Origin of the sequence: Pseudomonas sp. NPDC089918, assembly GCF_050280605.1 — a bacterium.
Taxonomy (GTDB): domain Bacteria; phylum Pseudomonadota; class Gammaproteobacteria; order Pseudomonadales; family Pseudomonadaceae; genus Aquipseudomonas.
Map to the genome: position 1 here is coordinate 55,938 of NZ_JBNNVP010000024.1, position 15,491 is coordinate 71,428.

The 15,491-nt window shown below is 59.4% G+C and carries 19 protein-coding genes; 13 read left to right on the forward strand and 6 right to left on the reverse strand.

Translation table 11 applies throughout. From position 1 onward, the window contains the following. Positions 1 to 115: 115 nt before the first annotated feature. The 6 genes from ACQKPC_RS17890 (at position 116) to ACQKPC_RS17915 (ending at position 3,745) form a co-directional block, all read left to right on the forward strand. Complete coding sequence (locus ACQKPC_RS17890) at positions 116 to 520, forward strand: antitoxin Xre-like helix-turn-helix domain-containing protein (protein ID WP_427625745.1); 405 nt, start codon at positions 116 to 118, stop codon at positions 518 to 520. Continuing rightward, on the forward strand, positions 514 to 1,206 hold the full coding sequence (locus tag ACQKPC_RS17895) for an RES family NAD+ phosphorylase (RefSeq protein ID WP_427625746.1): 693 nt from the start codon (positions 514 to 516) through the stop codon (positions 1,204 to 1,206). Before ACQKPC_RS17890 ends, ACQKPC_RS17895 begins: the two co-directional genes overlap by 7 nt. 116 nt (positions 1,207 to 1,322) lie before the next feature. Further along, positions 1,323 to 1,628, forward strand: a complete 306-nt coding sequence (locus tag ACQKPC_RS17900; protein ID WP_427625747.1) for a DUF2282 domain-containing protein — start codon at positions 1,323 to 1,325, stop codon at positions 1,626 to 1,628. 25 nt (positions 1,629 to 1,653) lie between these two features. Next, positions 1,654 to 2,508, forward strand: a complete 855-nt coding sequence (locus tag ACQKPC_RS17905; RefSeq protein ID WP_427625748.1) for a DUF692 domain-containing protein — start codon at positions 1,654 to 1,656, stop codon at positions 2,506 to 2,508. Further along, a complete protein-coding gene (locus ACQKPC_RS17910; protein ID WP_427625749.1) occupies positions 2,505 to 3,263 on the forward strand; it encodes a DNA-binding domain-containing protein in 759 nt (252 codons plus the stop codon). Before ACQKPC_RS17905 ends, ACQKPC_RS17910 begins: the two co-directional genes overlap by 4 nt. After that, positions 3,260 to 3,745, forward strand: a complete 486-nt coding sequence (locus ACQKPC_RS17915; protein WP_427625750.1) for a DoxX family protein — start codon at positions 3,260 to 3,262, stop codon at positions 3,743 to 3,745. The genes ACQKPC_RS17910 and ACQKPC_RS17915 overlap by 4 nt, the downstream gene beginning before the upstream one ends. Before the next feature lie 146 nt (positions 3,746 to 3,891). Here the strand turns inward: ACQKPC_RS17915 and ACQKPC_RS17920 are convergent, their stop codons facing one another. Further along, the gene (locus ACQKPC_RS17920) at positions 3,892 to 4,806 is read right to left on the reverse strand and encodes a LysR family transcriptional regulator (protein ID WP_427625751.1); all 915 of its coding nucleotides are present in this window, start codon (positions 4,804 to 4,806) and stop codon (positions 3,892 to 3,894) included. A gap of 105 nt (positions 4,807 to 4,911) precedes the next feature. On the opposite strand from ACQKPC_RS17920, the gene ACQKPC_RS17925 reads away from it, so the two are divergent. Further along, on the forward strand, positions 4,912 to 5,511 hold the full coding sequence (locus ACQKPC_RS17925; RefSeq protein WP_007906681.1) for a short chain dehydrogenase: 600 nt from the start codon (positions 4,912 to 4,914) through the stop codon (positions 5,509 to 5,511). A gap of 35 nt (positions 5,512 to 5,546) precedes the next feature. Here the strand turns inward: ACQKPC_RS17925 and ACQKPC_RS17930 are convergent, their stop codons facing one another. Continuing rightward, positions 5,547 to 5,945: a hypothetical protein gene (locus tag ACQKPC_RS17930; RefSeq protein WP_427625752.1), complete on the reverse strand. Its 399-nt coding sequence runs from the start codon at positions 5,943 to 5,945 to the stop codon at positions 5,547 to 5,549. A 148-nt stretch (positions 5,946 to 6,093) separates the two neighbouring features. Between ACQKPC_RS17930 and ACQKPC_RS17935 the strand changes: the two genes are divergently transcribed. Continuing rightward, the gene (locus ACQKPC_RS17935) at positions 6,094 to 6,747 is read left to right on the forward strand and encodes a COG3650 family protein (RefSeq protein ID WP_427625753.1); all 654 of its coding nucleotides are present in this window, start codon (positions 6,094 to 6,096) and stop codon (positions 6,745 to 6,747) included. Between the two features lie 95 nt (positions 6,748 to 6,842). Continuing rightward, complete coding sequence (locus ACQKPC_RS17940) at positions 6,843 to 8,456, forward strand: NAD(P)/FAD-dependent oxidoreductase (RefSeq protein WP_427625754.1); 1,614 nt, start codon at positions 6,843 to 6,845, stop codon at positions 8,454 to 8,456. Between the two features lie 135 nt (positions 8,457 to 8,591). Here ACQKPC_RS17940 and ACQKPC_RS17945 read toward each other — a convergent pair whose 3' ends face one another. Then, the gene (locus ACQKPC_RS17945) at positions 8,592 to 9,689 is read right to left on the reverse strand and encodes a PLP-dependent cysteine synthase family protein (RefSeq protein WP_427625781.1); all 1,098 of its coding nucleotides are present in this window, start codon (positions 9,687 to 9,689) and stop codon (positions 8,592 to 8,594) included. Between the two features lie 246 nt (positions 9,690 to 9,935). On the opposite strand from ACQKPC_RS17945, the gene nhaA reads away from it, so the two are divergent. From nhaA to ACQKPC_RS17960, 3 genes are all read left to right on the forward strand, one after another. Beyond that, positions 9,936 to 11,123, forward strand: a complete 1,188-nt coding sequence (nhaA, locus tag ACQKPC_RS17950; RefSeq protein WP_427625755.1) for a Na+/H+ antiporter NhaA — start codon at positions 9,936 to 9,938, stop codon at positions 11,121 to 11,123. 121 nt (positions 11,124 to 11,244) lie between these two features. Continuing rightward, entirely contained in the window at positions 11,245 to 12,426 is a 1,182-nt protein-coding gene (locus ACQKPC_RS17955; RefSeq protein WP_427625756.1) for an S-type pyocin domain-containing protein, read from the forward strand. Then, positions 12,423 to 12,659: a DUF7683 domain-containing protein gene (locus ACQKPC_RS17960; RefSeq protein ID WP_427625757.1), complete on the forward strand. Its 237-nt coding sequence runs from the start codon at positions 12,423 to 12,425 to the stop codon at positions 12,657 to 12,659. Before ACQKPC_RS17955 ends, ACQKPC_RS17960 begins: the two co-directional genes overlap by 4 nt. Before the next feature lie 83 nt (positions 12,660 to 12,742). On the opposite strand, the gene ACQKPC_RS17965 is transcribed toward ACQKPC_RS17960, so the two are convergent. After that, entirely contained in the window at positions 12,743 to 13,207 is a 465-nt protein-coding gene (locus ACQKPC_RS17965; RefSeq protein WP_218398330.1) for a glycine zipper 2TM domain-containing protein, read from the reverse strand. 168 nt (positions 13,208 to 13,375) lie between these two features. On the opposite strand from ACQKPC_RS17965, the gene ACQKPC_RS17970 reads away from it, so the two are divergent. After that, the gene (locus ACQKPC_RS17970) at positions 13,376 to 13,612 is read left to right on the forward strand and encodes a hypothetical protein (protein ID WP_063342689.1); all 237 of its coding nucleotides are present in this window, start codon (positions 13,376 to 13,378) and stop codon (positions 13,610 to 13,612) included. A 5-nt stretch (positions 13,613 to 13,617) separates the two neighbouring features. Here ACQKPC_RS17970 and pdxH read toward each other — a convergent pair whose 3' ends face one another. Together pdxH and ACQKPC_RS17980 are read right to left on the reverse strand one after the other, a co-directional pair. After that, entirely contained in the window at positions 13,618 to 14,265 is a 648-nt protein-coding gene (gene pdxH, locus ACQKPC_RS17975; protein ID WP_427625758.1) for a pyridoxamine 5'-phosphate oxidase, read from the reverse strand. 24 nt (positions 14,266 to 14,289) lie between these two features. Next, the gene (locus tag ACQKPC_RS17980) at positions 14,290 to 15,387 is read right to left on the reverse strand and encodes an OmpA family protein (RefSeq protein ID WP_427625759.1); all 1,098 of its coding nucleotides are present in this window, start codon (positions 15,385 to 15,387) and stop codon (positions 14,290 to 14,292) included. Between the last annotated feature and the right edge of the window lie 104 nt (positions 15,388 to 15,491).

Sequence of the window (15,491 nt, forward strand, 5' to 3'; positions counted from 1 at the left end):
AACGCCTGACGTAACCGGTTCGCCCTCGTAGGAGCTTCGTATTCACAATACAAGCTTGCCCTACAGATACATTTTTCATATATTTGTACCTACAGACCAAATCAAAGTGATCGCCATGACAGCAACCTCCCTGGCACAAGCATTCAGCAAAGACCAGTGCGTGACTGGTTTGCGAGCGGCTGTCGGCATACTCGAAAAGTGGCAAGCGTCGAGCGATCAGGCCTGTCGTATCTTGCGCATTTCCCGCAGTACGTATTCCCGGGCAAAGCAGCGCGATCCCGATTGGTCCGTAAGCCTGGATTCAGACCAGATGCAGCGCATCAGTTTTATTCTCAACATCCATGCCACCCTGCGCCTGGTCTTTGATAACCCTGAAAACGTCTATGGTTTTGCGGCGATGGGGAACGAGAACGAGTTCTTCAACGGGCGTAGCCCACTCGAAATCATGTCTCAAGGGGATATGATTTCCCTGTACGAGACGTTTCGGCGGATCGACATGCTGCGAGGCGCACAATGGTAACGGTGAGCCAGTTGGCTGTATTGGCCGGTGAGCAGTTGCAGGCCTACCGGTTGATCAATTCAAAATTTCCGCCCATTGCGCTGTTTGACGACGTGGCAAACGCGGACGAATTTGATGTGCTGTATCAGATCCAGGCCCTCACCAATCCGAGGCTGCACAATGAAGTCGGCCGGCTTGAGCTGATACCGCGTGCGCAGATTCCCTTCGGCATCCCCGGGTGCTCTTACGCAATCGCTCCTTTCACCCACATCAACCCAGCGGGTTCGCGTTTCAGCGATGGCAGTTTCGGCGTGTTGTACCTGGCTGCCTCGATGGAAACCGCACTGGCTGAGGTGCAGCATCATCAGAATCAGTATTGGTCGAAAGTCCAGGGGCTCAATTACGAGAGGTTTGTTTTCCGGGGGTTATCCTGCACTTTCGTTGACGAAGCCATGAGGGATGGCGTATCCATTCCGATGGACGATCCTGTCTACGATCCCGTCGATTACACGCACTCCCATCGCTTGGGAAAGGCCATCAAGAATGCTGGGGTCCCTGGTCTGCGGTACAACTCCGTGCGCATGCATGGGAGCTACTGCTGGGCACTGATGACCCCCAGCCCCCTCTCATCAATCACTCAAACAGCCCACTACGAGATGATCTGGAACGGTCAGATCACCAGCGTCAGTAAAATCAGCATTGCCTGACGACCTTATCGGCAAAAAATTTTCGGGTGGCCTGTAACGCATCGCCCTGTCGTTTCTCTAGAGCAGTAAGCAAGCACAAACGCTTGCCAACCCAAGCTCAATTCCGGAGAAACATCATGACTGCTACCACCCGCACCCTGTCCGCCACCGCCCTGGTTCTGGCCCTCGGTTCTGCCCTGAGCATCGCCGCTGTCTCCACTACTCATGCCGCTGACGCCAACATGGAAAAATGCTTCGGCGTGGCCATGAAAGGCCACAACGATTGCGCCGCAGGCGCTGGCACGACTTGCGCCGGCACAGCAAAAACAGACTACCAGCCAAATGCTTTCAAACTGGTTCCTAAAGGCACCTGCGCCACCACGATGAGCAAAACCTCGCCAACCGGTTTCGGCCAGATGGAAGCCTACAAAGCCAAGTCGTAATCAGCACCCAGCCTGAGTGTCGACCATGAACAATTCATTCTCCGGGCTCCCGCCCCGCTCCGGGCTGGGGCTCAAGACCGAGCACTTTCGTGAAGTGCTCGGTGCACAACCGGACATCGGTTTCTTCGAAGTCCACGCCGAAAACTACATGGTGGCCGGCGGCCCGTTTCATCATTTTCTGGGGTTGATTCGCGAGCAGTATCCGCTATCGCTACACGGCGTTGGCTTGTCTATTGGTGCCGAAGGTCCACTGGATCTTCAGCACCTGCAAAGGCTTGCCGCGCTGATCGAGCGCTATCAACCCCAATCCTTTTCCGAACACCTGGCCTGGTCCAGTCATGGCCCGGTGTTTCTCAATGACCTGCTGCCCCTGGCCTACGATGCACCGACGCTGAACCGCGTCTGCGAGCACATCGATCAGGTGCAGAGCGCCCTCAAACGCCCGATGCTGCTGGAGAACCCGGCGACGTATCTGGCGTTCCAGCGCTCGACAATCGATGAAGCCGACTTCATCAGTGAGGTCATTCGCCGCACCGGCTGCGGGCTGCTACTGGACGTCAACAACGTCTACGTCTCCTGCATCAATCACCAAAGGGATCCGCTGGCCTACATCGACGCGCTGCCGCTGCAGGCGGTGGGAGAGATTCATCTGGCCGGGTTTGCCGAAGACACCGACAGCCTCGGCGACCGTCTGCTGATCGACGATCACGGTGCGCCCATCGATAACGCAGTGTGGGCGCTGTACTCGCGGGTGCTGGAGCGGGTCGGCCCGGTCGCCACGTTGATCGAGCGCGACAACCAATTACCGGCCTTCAGCGTGCTGCACGCCGAAGCCCGTCAGGCTGATGAGTTGCTGCATTGCGCGGGGAGCCGATCATGAGCACTCAAGCCGCGTTTGCCGCCGCCCTGCTCGATCCGCAACGGCCCTGCCCCGACGGTTTGTTCTGTGCCAATGGCGCCGATCCCGCCAGCCGTTTCGCGGTGTATCGCAACAATGTGCAGAGCTCGCTGATCAACGCCTTGGCCGACAGTTACCCAGTGGTTTCGCAATTGGTGGGCGATGAGTTCTTTCGGGCGATGGCGGGGCTGTATGTGCAGAGTTACCCGCCCCAAGGCTCACTCATCAACGATTACGGCAAGGACTTCGCCGAGTTCATCGACAGCTTTGAACCGGCAGCCAGCGTGCCTTATCTGGCCGACATAGCGCGGCTGGAGCGGTTGCGCGTTCAGGCCTATCACGCCGCCGACGCTCAGCCCTTGCGCCATGAACAGATTGCCGCCGCGCTGTCGGACCCGCAGGCGCTGAGCGAGCTGACGGTCGGGTTTCATCCCTCCCTGAATCTGCTGACTTCAGCTTTTGCCGTGGTTGCGATCTGGGCGGCGCATCAACAGGACGCGACGCTGGCCGGGATCGACCTCGGCCATGGGCAAAACGCGCTGGTGTTGCGCAATGGTCTGGAAGTTGAGGTTTTCGCCATCGACCACGGCGCCTGCACCTTCATTCAGAACCTGCGACTCGGCCAGCCTCTGGCCCAAGCGCTGGAAACAGCGCCCGACTTCGACCTCGGCCAAACCCTGGCGCTGCTGATCAGCCACAACGTCATCACCCATTTACACCAGAAGGTATCGCCATGAACCTCCATCACAACCCCATCGCCCGCGCCATCAAGTGGCTGGAAAAAATCCCCCACAGCCTGATCGCCTTTATCGCGCGTTTTTCGATTGCCGCGGTGTTCTGGAAGTCCGGGCAGACCAAGGTGGAAGGCCTGGCCATCGACTTGATCGACGGCACGTTTCAACTCGGCGTACCAAGGCTGGCGGACTCGACCATCCCGTTGTTCCAGAGCGAATATCACCTGCCATTGCTCTCCCCGGAACTGGCGGCGCACCTGGCGGCCTTTGCCGAGCATTTCTTTCCGATGCTGATTCTGATCGGCTTCGCCACCCGCTTTTCGGCTCTGGCGCTGTTGGGTATGACCCTGACCATTCAGCTGTTCGTGTACCCCGATGCTTATCCGACCCACGGCACCTGGGCTGCGGTGTTGCTGTACTTGATGGCGACCGGGCCGGGCAAATTGTCGATTGATCATTTGATTGCCAAGCGTTACACCCGCTGATCCCTACCTCAGACCTCCAGACGATAAAGAACTAATGTGGGAGCGGGCTTGCTCGCGAAAGCGGTATCACATTCAACAGATATGTTGGCTGACACACCTCTTTCGCGAGCAAGCCCGCTCCCACAGGGGGGGTGCGTGGTGAGACGTTACCGCTGAAGCCGATCCAACGCCTCGCCACTGCGCTTGAACCAACCGATCAGATAATCCGCCAGCACTTGGGTGCGCTTCGGCAAACCGCCTTGATACGGGTGCACCAGGTACATCGGCATGCTGCGAGTCTGATAATCGCGCAGGAGCCAGCGCAAACGCCCGTCAGCCAATTCCTCTTGCAGCAAATACGATGGCAAACGCGCAATGCCCGCATCCGCCAGCGCGGCCTTCTTCAAGAGGTTGTAGTGGTTGCTGGCGAACGGCCCCGACACTCGCACCCGCAGTAACTCGTGCTGTTGGTGATAGAGCCATTCTTCGCGACCGCTGTAATGGCTGTTGAGCAGGCAGCGGTGTTCGGCCAGTGCCTGAGGCGTCAGTGGTTCACCGAATCGCTCCAGGTACGCGGGGCTGGCGCAGGTCATCTCGTGCCAGGCCAGCAGCGGGCGGGCGACCAGGCGTTCGTCGTTGGCCACTTCCGAGCGGATTGCCAGATCGAAACCGTCCCGGGACAGGTCGCGGTAGTGATTGTTGAGCTCCAGTTCGATCTGCACCTCGGGGTATTGCCGGGAAAACTCCAGCAGCGCGCCGTCAAAGAAGGTCTCCCCCAATGAAACCGGAACCGTCATCCGCACCGGGCCAGCCATGTCGTCTTTCAACCGCGCCAAGGCCTGACGTGCTCGCTCGACTTGAATCACCAGTGCCTGGGCTTGCGGCAACAACGCCGCGCCCGCCGCCGTCAGGCTCAAGCGGCGTGTGGTGCGTTGCAGCAACACCACGGAGAACCGCGTTTCCAGCAGGCTAATGCGCTTGGAGAGTTGCCCCTTGCTGCAACCCAATTGCTGGGCGGCCAGGGTGAAACTGCCCGCCTCGATCAACACCGCGAACGCCGCCAGATCGTCCATTTCGCTCATGGATTGTTTCCATTTGAAAACCAAAGGTTGCCTATTAGCCCGCTTATCTATGGAAAAAACCACTCTAAACTTAAATTTAAATCCAACCCATTCAGGTACATCACGATGAAAATTCTTTTGATCGGCGCCTCTGGCACCGTCGGTTCGGCCATTGACCATGAACTGTCCCAGCGCCACGAAATCATCCGTATCGGCCGCAAGAGCGGTGAGTTTCAGGTCGACATCAGTGACAGCGCCTCGATCCGCAAATTGTTCCAACAGACCGGCAACTTCGATGCGCTGATCTGCGCCGCCGGCAGCGTCAACTTCGTGCCGCTGGCGACCATGACCGAACAAGACTTCGAGCTCGGTTTGCGGGACAAGCTGATGGGTCAGGTGAACCTGCTGCTGATCGGCCGGGAATTCGCCAATGACGGTGCGTCATTCACCTTCACCACCGGCATCCTCAGCCACGATCCGATTCGTACCGGCAGCTCGGCCTCCCTGGTCAACGGCGCCCTGGACAGCTTCGTCCGTGCCGCGGCGATCGAACTGCCGCGCGGCCTGCGCATCAACTCGGTCAGCCCGAACGTGCTGGTCGAAGCCATGGGCAGTTATGCTCCGTACTTCCGTGGCTTCAAACCGGTTCCCGCCGCCGAAGTGGCGCTGGCCTACGCCAAAAGCGTGGAAGGCTTGCAGACCGGCCAGACCTACCGCGTTGGCTGAACAAGCCCCAAGTGCGGCGCTGCCTCAGCGTCGCCTTAAGGTACAGAAGGCTCCAGCAGCGTAGGTACCAGATTGCGGGCTATCTCGCGCGGTACAGATATCGCCAGTTTTGGGCCTTCGATTACCGATTGAATCGTCGTGGTCGATACCAGCAACCCATTGATGAACAGCGTCAACGACTGATGCATTTCCTCACGCGTCATCTGCGCCAAGCGACGCTGCGCATCAGGACTCAGCGTAACCTGAAGCCCGATAGATTGCGGATTGATATCACCCGCCCTCCTGAGTTCAAGACTCATCTCGGTGAAATCCGACCCGGACGAAAAAGCGATTTCTGCCGCCAGGCACTGCAGCGCTCCAGCCATTCCCAACGCCAAAAAAAGCAGCTTCCCTATTCCCCTCATAAAACCTCCTTTCAACGAAAACGCCGACAAGGTTACGCCCTAATTCCTTTCGCCTCAGTGCCTGAAGTAAAGCCGAATGTTGCTTGCGCCGGCTTCGGATCTTCGACAAGTCCAACTCTTAGGTTGTGATGAACGGTCAGGCTAAGTAACGTGGCGACACTTGTCAGGAGACTCAAAGATGCGTGTTGCCCGTTCCTTGGTACTTGTTGCCGTGCTTCCGTTGTTCGCCGCCTGCCAGTTGCTTGATGGCCCACGGGAAAGCGCTTCCCATGTGGGCCAGACCCGCTTGCAGGGCCAATTGACGGCCGCTGACGGCAAGTTACTGTTCCAGCCATGCAATGAGCAACGCAGTTTGGTGGTCAACGACAGCGGTGGCACCAGCGTCCTGCAAGAGGCCGCAACCCTGGCCGATGATCAGGGCAAGCTGTTCGCCGACGTACGTGGCCGGATCTCCGACAACCAGCTCGATCTGCAGCAGTTGTACCGCGTCGAACGCTCGGGCACGGCGTGCGACGATCCCAATTTCAAGCAGCTGACGCTGCGCGCCGCCGGCCATGGCCCGGAATGGAACGTCAGAGTCAGCGGCAAAGGCATGGTCATCGACCGCGCCGGTCAGCCGCCCCTGGCCCTGCCGTACGTTGAAGAGCAACTGGGCGATGGCCGCTTCAATCTCAGCACCGAAGCCAATAACCAGCGCATCGAGCTCTGGGTCGCGCCGCAACGTTGCGTCGACAGCAGCACCGGCAGCGTGCAGCACATGAGCGCCGAGCTGCGCATCGATGGCCAGGTGCAACGTGGCTGTGGGTATTTTGGCGGATCGCGCGACGACTGATCGTTTTTGCCTCACGGGAATCATCCTTTGAGGCTTATAATCGCGGGCTTCAAACGCCTTGGCGCAGTTGTGCGCCCCGCGAACCGGATCCCGTCATGTTACGAATCACCGAACTCAAGCTGCCGATCGACCATCCCGAAGAAGACCTGCGCCCTGCCATCGTGCAGCGCCTGGGCATCGCCAGTGATGACCTGCTCGATTTCACCTTGTTCAAGCGCAGCTACGATGCGCGCAAAAAGTCCTCCGAACTGTGCTTCATCTACACCATTGACCTCAACGTTCGCGATGAGGCGGCGGTGCTGCACACATTCGCCGATGACCGTAACGTCAACGTGGCGCCGGATGTCAGCTACAAAGTGGTCGGCCAGGCGCCTGCCGACCTGAGCCAGCGCCCGATCGTGGTCGGGTTCGGCCCCTGCGGGATCTTCGCCGGGCTGCTGCTGGCGCAGATGGGCTTCAAGCCGATCATTCTCGAACGTGGCACCGAAGTGCGTCAGCGCACCAAGGACACTTGGGGCCTGTGGCGTAAAAGCGTGCTCAACCCCGAATCCAACGTGCAGTTCGGTGAAGGCGGCGCGGGTACGTTCTCCGACGGCAAGCTCTACAGCCAGATCAAGGACCCGAAATTCATCGGTCGCAAAGTCTTGCACGAGTTCGTCAAGGCCGGCGCGCCGGAAGAAATCCTCTACGTCAGCAAACCGCACATCGGTACGTTCCGTCTGACCGGTGTAGTGGAAAACATGCGGGAGCAGATTCGCGCCATGGGCGGCGAAGTGCGCTTCCAGCAGCGCGTCACCGATGTGTTGATCGAAGATGGCCAACTGATCGGCGTCGAGCTCAATGGCGGCGAGCAGATCCATTCCAAACACGTGATCCTGGCCCTCGGCCACAGCGCCCGGGACACCTTCCGCATGCTCCACGGTCGTGGCGTGTACATGGAAGCCAAGCCGTTTTCGGTGGGTTTCCGCATCGAGCACCCGCAATCGCTGATCGACCGCGCGCGCCTGGGCAAATATGCCGGGCACCCGAAACTCGGCGCTGCCGACTACAAACTGGTGCACCACGCCAGCAACGGTCGTTCGGTCTACAGCTTCTGCATGTGCCCGGGCGGCACCGTGGTGGCGGCGACCTCCGAGCCGAACCGCGTGGTCACCAATGGCATGAGCCAGTACTCGCGTAACGAGCGCAACGCCAACTCCGGGATCGTTGTCGGGATCACCCCGGAAGTCGATTACCCAGGTGGCCCACTGGCTGGCATCGAGTTGCAGGAACGTCTGGAATCCCACGCCTTTGTGTTGGGCGGCAGCAATTACGAAGCGCCGGCGCAATTGGTCGGTGACTTCATTGCAGGCAAGCCATCGACCGAGTTGGGCAGCGTCGAGCCGTCCTACAAGCCGGGCGTTGCCTTGGGTGATTTGGCACTGGCTTTGCCGGCATTCGCCATCGAAGCCATTCGCGAAGCCTTGCCGGCGTTCGAGAAGCAGATTCGTGGCTACTCGCTGCACGACGCCGTGTTGACCGGAATCGAGACGCGCACGTCATCGCCACTGCGGATTACCCGTAACGAGTCGATGCAAAGCCTGAACGTGAAGGGCTTGTTCCCGGCCGGTGAAGGCGCGGGTTATGCGGGCGGGATTCTGTCGGCGGGTGTCGACGGGATTCGCATCGCCGAAGCGGTGGCCCGAGACATCCTTGGCCTCGAGGCCTGACCGGCAACTCCTGAAACAACGCAAAACCCTGTGGGAGCGGGCTTGCTCGCGAAAGCGGCGGATCAGTCAGCATCGTTGTCGACTGACCCGCCGCTTTCGCGAGCAAGCCCGCTCCCACATTTGATCTTCGGTGAGTCAGATGTTTGCGCGCAACACGCTGGCCGGCAACGGCTCGCCGCGCTCGACACTCGCCGCCACGGCATCCATCAAACCACTCAACTCATACCCTTGGGCCTTGAGCCAGGCCTGATCGTAATAGGTGGTGGCATAGCGCTCGCCGCCATCGCACAGAATCGCCACGATCGATCCCGACTCCCCCGCCGCCTTCATCTGTTGCGCCGCCATCAGCGCGCCAATCAGGTTGGTGCCGCTTGATCCGCCTACATGCCGACCCAAACGCTGCGCCAGATAGTGCATGGCCGCCAGCGACAAGGCGTCCGGCACCTTGACCATCGCATCGATCACCTTGGGCAGGAACGACGCTTCCACTCGTGGCCGACCAATGCCTTCAATCCGTGATCCGCAATCCAGGCGCAAGCTGGCATCGCCAGTCTGGTAGTAATCGAAGAACACCGAACGCTCGGCATCGGCGCACAACACGCGGGTGCAGTGCTGGCGATAGCGCACGTAACGGCCGAGCGTCGCGGTAGTGCCTCCGGTGCCGGGGCTGGAAATCAGCCAGCTCGGTTCCGGATGTTGCTCGAAGCGCATCTGCTGGAAGATCGATTCGGCGATGTTGTTGTTCGCCCGCCAGTCGGTGGCGCGTTCGGCGTAGGTGAACTGGTCGATGAAGTGCCCGTCATGCTCGCGAGCCAGGCGTTCGGATTCGGCGTAGATCTGCGTCGGATCGTCCACCAGATGGCTCTTGCCACCGTAGAAAGCGATCTGCGCGATCTTCTCCTTGGACGTGGTCGCGGGCATCACCGCAATGAACGGCAACCCCAGCATCCGGGCGAAGTACGCCTCGGAAATCGCCGTCGAACCGCTGGAGGCTTCGATCACCGGCGCACCGGGTTTGAGCCAGCCGTTACACAGGGCGTAGAGAAACAACGAGCGCGCCAGCCGATGTTTCAGGCTTCCGGTGGGATGGCTCGACTCATCCTTGAAATACAACTCGATACCTGGCAACCCCGGTAGCGGCAAGGGAATCAGGTGGGTATCGGCGCTACGCTGGAAGTCGGCTTCGATGATCCGGATGGCTTCGCGGGCCCACTGTCGGTTGTCGCTCATGATGGTTTTCTCGTTGAATCAGGCAAAGAGTCGGCCTTGTCGCAAGGCTCAGCCCACAAGCTTAGGAAAGAACCTACATCATGCACAGATACAGCTGAGGTCCAATACGTCCGGCAACTGCTAGGCTCGCCTTTGCTGACCGTCCGCGTTGTAACGGCATATAACAAAAAAGAATATAACTTTTGTTTTAACAACTAACGGTACGGGTTAGGGTGTGCCACCTTTTGAATTCATCGATGGAGAGCGACCTTGCCTCTGCGTAGCACGTTCACGCATTTCTTTCAGTTGGAAGCTGCCAGCGGTCTGTTATTGATCGCCGCGGCCGCTCTCGCCCTGATCATCAACAATTCATCGCTGTCATGGCTCTATAGCGGGCTGCTGGACACCCCGGTGGTGGCTCAGATCGGCGCGCTGAAAATCGCCAAGCCGCTGCTGTTGTGGATCAACGACGGCTTGATGGCCCTGTTCTTCCTGCTGATTGGCCTGGAAGTGAAACGCGAAGTCCTCGACGGTCAACTGTCGAAACCCTCGCAGATCGTCCTGCCCGGCGCGGCGGCGATTGGCGGCATGGTGGTGCCGGCGCTGATCTACTGGTTCCTCAACCGCGACAACCCGTCCGCCCTGAGTGGCTGGGCCATTCCGACCGCCACCGACATCGCCTTCGCCCTCGGCGTACTGGCCCTGTTGGGCAAACGCGTGCCGGTGTCGCTGAAACTGTTCCTCATGACCCTGGCGATCATCGACGACCTGGGCGCGATCATCATCATTGCGATCTTCTATTCCGGAGCACTGTCGACCTTGTCCCTGGCATTGGCCGCAGCCTGCATCGCGGCGTTGATCGGGATGAACCGACTCGGCGTGGTCAAGCTCGGGCCGTACATGATCATCGGGCTGATCCTCTGGGTCTGCGTGCTCAAGAGCGGCGTGCATGCCACGCTGGCCGGTGTGACCCTGGCCTTCTGCATTCCACTGCGTACGAAAAACGCCGAGCCTTCGCCGCTGCTGACCCTGGAACATGCCCTGCATCCGTGGGTGGCCTACGGCATCCTGCCGCTGTTTGCCTTCGCCAACGCCGGCCTGTCACTGAGCGGCGTGACCGCCGAAAGCTTCACTCACGACGTGCCGATGGGCATCGCCGTCGGCCTGCTACTGGGCAAGACCATCGGTGTCTACGGCCTGACCTGGCTGGCGGTAAAAATCGGCATCGCCGCCCTGCCCCAAGGCGCCAACTGGGGCCAGGTGCTGGGTGTGGCGATCCTCTGCGGCATCGGTTTCACCATGAGCCTGTTTGTCGGTTCCCTGGCCTTCGTGCCCGGCACCAGTGAATACGCCGGGATGGATCGAATGGGGATTCTGACCGGCTCGATACTGGCGGCATTGCTCGGTTATGCGGTGACGGCGGCGGCGAGTCGCAAGAACCCCGCACTGCCTTCCTGAGCGATAGAGAACACTCTTAGCGACATTCAGGATTCGTCCTACAGCCACGATTAGCCACGTTCGTTAACGTCGTGCAGCCCCTCTTTCAGGGGTTGCCGATGGACGAGCGAAAGGACAATCAGTGGCTGGCAACAAGGACATCCCTCGGGTTAAAAACCCACCGTCAGGCGATGGGCATCACGTCACCCACCGCTACATGACGGCCACCGAACTGGCCGAGCGGGACGCCAGGCAAAATGCCTACGACACCATGCTGGCGAGGCAGCAGGCCTTCGAAGACAGCCTTCAAGTCGCTACGAAAAAGGACGACGTTGTCCGCGCGGGCTGCGTGTTCGCCAAGTCCTGCAAGCTGCCCGACGCAATCATCGACTACACGAATCCCACTGGCGTTGTTCCGACTGACAGTCTGAAAGACTACGGCGAACTGATCCTGCTCGGTGCTCGCGAGGCCGATGAAAGCGGTGTTGTACCGCTCAAGAAAATCAGTGGCACTGCGGTTCCGGCAGGTTTCGGCAGTTTTGCTTTGACCGGCTCAGCATTCACCGCGCTGCCCGCTGTCGCGGCCAGCACCGCCGCGGCTACCTTGGCAGGCCTGGTGGCCCTGGTCATACCTTCGAGCCTTGGCGACAGCTCGCTCTATACCGAAGACCAACTGCGCGCCCTTAAACAGGCCCGCACTCGCGTACGCCTCAGAGTCGAGCAACAGGCTGACGGCAGTCTCAAGGGATACGGTTTCTACACCGGTAAAAACCGTGACTGGGAGATGGTCGATGTCGCGCAATTCGCCTTGCGCGGCAGTGAGCAGGTGGCGGACCTTGGAGACGGCGTTGAGCTGATCTGGACACCGGCCGAGGACGGTTCAAACATCCTCGGCATCCCCGCCCTGGAAGCCGCACCGCAAGCGCCGCACATCTGGGTTTACCCGCCGACGAAGGCGGCTGACAGCATCATCGTGAACCCGGTGTATCCGCCTGAGTACAAGGATTTCATTCTGGTGTTTCCGGCGGATTCGGGGGTGTTGCCGGCTTATATTGTGGTGAGTATTGCGGACCACAAATATCATCCGGCGCCAAAGGGGCTTACTGCTTTTCCTGATGCCACACCGGCAAAACAGAAAACACGGGTTAAAGGTAGAGGCACCCGAATGCGCTGGAGAACTGCTGAAGGGCGAATTCTAGAATGGGATTATCAGCATGGAGCAGTAGAAATGTACGACAAACGAGGTCGCCATCTTGGTGAGTTTGATGCTGAAACAGGTAATCAAAACAAGCCGGCAGATCCGAAAAGAAGGATAGAACCGTGAACCACGTAATTTATGCTTTTGATAAAGAAACAGAAGCGCTGGTATTCGAAGTGCCCGTCCCCGCAGACAACATTGAACAGCTGAGGGAGATAATGAGTTGGACTGAAGCTGAAGAAGAAATCTATGGCTATGACCTTGATTCCCAGCAGATAACAAAACTGGAAACGTTAGTTGGTCGATCATTCTACGATCCACAATACGATTTTCAGCTCGGTTGCTATGTAAGCAAGTAAACGCTCTGGTTCAACCCCACAGCCAAAAACAAAACCCCGACCAGCTCACCTGATCGGGGTTTTCTTTCACCCTACATTCCCGCTTAGTGCGCAACGCGGCTCGTACCATCAACCGTGGCAATCCGCACCCGCTCACCCACGCGGAACACTTCGTTTGGCTGAACTTCCTGCACGTAGGCGCGCATGCTGCCATCGTCTTCGCGCACGGTGATTTCAACACCTTGCGTACGGGTCAGGCCTTCTTCGGCAGCCGAGCCTATCAGGCCGCCGGCGACAGCGCCGATGACCGCTGCGACGATGCTGCCGCGACCGCCGCCAATGGCGCTACCGCCGACACCACCCACGGCTGCGCCCGCGACGCTGCCGATCGGGGTTTTGGTGCCTTCGATTTTCACCGGACGCAGGGCTTCGATGGTACCCATGCGAATCGTCTGCACACGACGCGCTTCGTCACGGGAGTAGGAGTCACCGGTCAGGCTCGATTGGCAACCGGAGAGCAACATCGCCATCGTGGAAAAGGAAGCAACCAGCAGAACAGACTTACGCATAGCATCAAACTCCATAGGACAGGTATCCATTAAACTCCGCAGCTTGACGCCTGTCACGGCATTGCCCGGATAAAATTGGTTTCATTCAGGCCCGATACAGGCGCTTTTTCGAACTCACATACAGTAGCGGCAAATTACAAAATCTGCGCCGCAGACCCAAGGACTTTCATGGATTACTTCATCATTGTCGTCACGACCGTTGCCGGCTTGTACTTCCATTGGTGGCTGTACGTGCGGATCAAACGCTGGATGGACCGCGATCTGGCGTTGTCACTGGCGGGTAAAGACGAACAGAAAAGAGCCTTTATGCTCCAGCAACTGGCGAACGCTCAAGCGCAGAAGATCAAGCGGCGGGACCTGCCTCAGTGGCTGGCGGCCGCTGCGGCAGGGTATCCCGATCGGTAGGCTATTTACGGCGCCAGGCGTTCACGAACCCAGTCGGTGCCTTGCAAGCGGTAGTTGAGGCGATCGTGCAGACGGCTCGGACGGCCCTGCCAGAATTCGATGCGCTCGGGTAGCAAACGATAACCGCCCCAGTGTTCGGGGCAGTGAGGCTGAGTATCGCTGAAACGTTGCTCGGTGTTCTTGAGCAGCGCTTCCAGTTCGTCGCGATCGGCGATCACCCGGCTCTGGGGCGAGGCCCAGGCACCGAGACGGCTGCCCAGAGGGCGAACCTGATAATAAGCGTCAGACTCTTCAGGCGTGACCTTCACCACCCGCCCTTCGATGCGTACCTGACGCTCCAGGGCTGGCCAGAAGAACGTCATGGCCGCCAATGGATTGGCTGCCAGTTGCTGACCCTTGTCGCTATCGTAGTTAGTGAAAAAGGTGAAGCCCTGCTCGTCCAGCCCCTTGAGCAGCAAGATGCGGCAATGCGGCCGCCCCTGCTGATCGACGGTCGCCAGCGTCATGGCATTCGCCTCCACCGGCACTTGCTCGGTTTTCACCGCGTCGGCAAACCACTGATGAAACAGCGCGAACGGCTCGGCCGGGGCTTGCGCCTCGGTCAGGCCATCTCGGGTGTAATCGCGACGCATATCTGCCAAGGGCCGGGTCATGGCGCATTCCTTTTGGTTAACGAATCACTTCTTTGTGTCATCGGCGACAGCGACTTTCTTGGTGTCGACAGCGGCTTTAGCCGGCGCAGTCTTTTTCACTACGGCTTTTTTGGCTGGAGCCTTGGCAGCCGCTTTCTTGGCCGGGGCCTTTTTCGTCGCCGGCACAGCCGCTTTCTTCGCAGCAGGCGCCGGGGTCACAGGCTTGGCCACTGGCTTGATGTCTTGCGCAGCGACCATGGCTTTCACGGGTGCAGGAGCCGGCATGTTGTACTTGCTCAGCAGCGCGACCATGGTGTTTGCCGGCGTCACCAACAGCTCGACGCGACGGTTCAAGGCACGACCTTCAGAACTGTCGTTGGCGGCGCGCGGAGCCTCACCACCCATGCCACGCAGCATCAGGCGATCACGTTGCAGACCGCTGAGACGGAAGATCGCCGCCACCGCTTGGGCGCGCTCCTGGCTCAGTTTCACGTTGGCCGGAGCGGCGCCCGACGTATCACTGTGACCGAGTACCAGCACGGCAGTTTTTGGATCGACTTCGAGGATTTTCGCGACACGGGTGAACGGGCCGAGGGTCACCGGCAGCAGCATGGCTGGACGGTCAGGGTTGAACGAGCCGTCTACCGGTGCAGTGACGACCAGCACGTTTTCACGGCGCTCGAGTTTCAGATTGCTGTCCTTGATCGCCTCACGCAGGCGCGGTTCGTAGTCGTCGAGCCAGGCTTGGGTGACTTTCGGGTCGGGCATCGGCACGGCCTTGGCGGTGCTCTGCTCCTTACCGCCGAACGGCCACCACCAATTGCCACCCGCATCGGCTTCAGCCTTGGCTGCAACGGCCGGCTTGGCTTCAGGTTTAACGTCCGGTTTCACGTCCGGTTTGGCCACTTTGTCGGCAGCGTCATCGGAACCGAACGGCCAGTACCAAGGGGATGCACTTTCAGCCTTGGCGACGGGTGCTGTTGCAGCAGGTTTCAGCGGGGCCGGGGCCGGTTCTTTGGTCGCAACCTTGTCGGATGAGCCGAACGGCCACCAGCTGCCGCCGTCTGCGTCATTTTGTGGGGTTTGTGCGCAACCGGTGATAGCGAAGCACAGGGCCAGGGCGAGAGTTTTATTGGATGACATTGGATATCCACAAAATGAAGTAATGAAGAATCAGACCGGGTTGGCCCGGATAAACAGCGCTTTGAAACCACAAAGGCTTTCGGGTTCCGGCCCTGGCCCCCTTA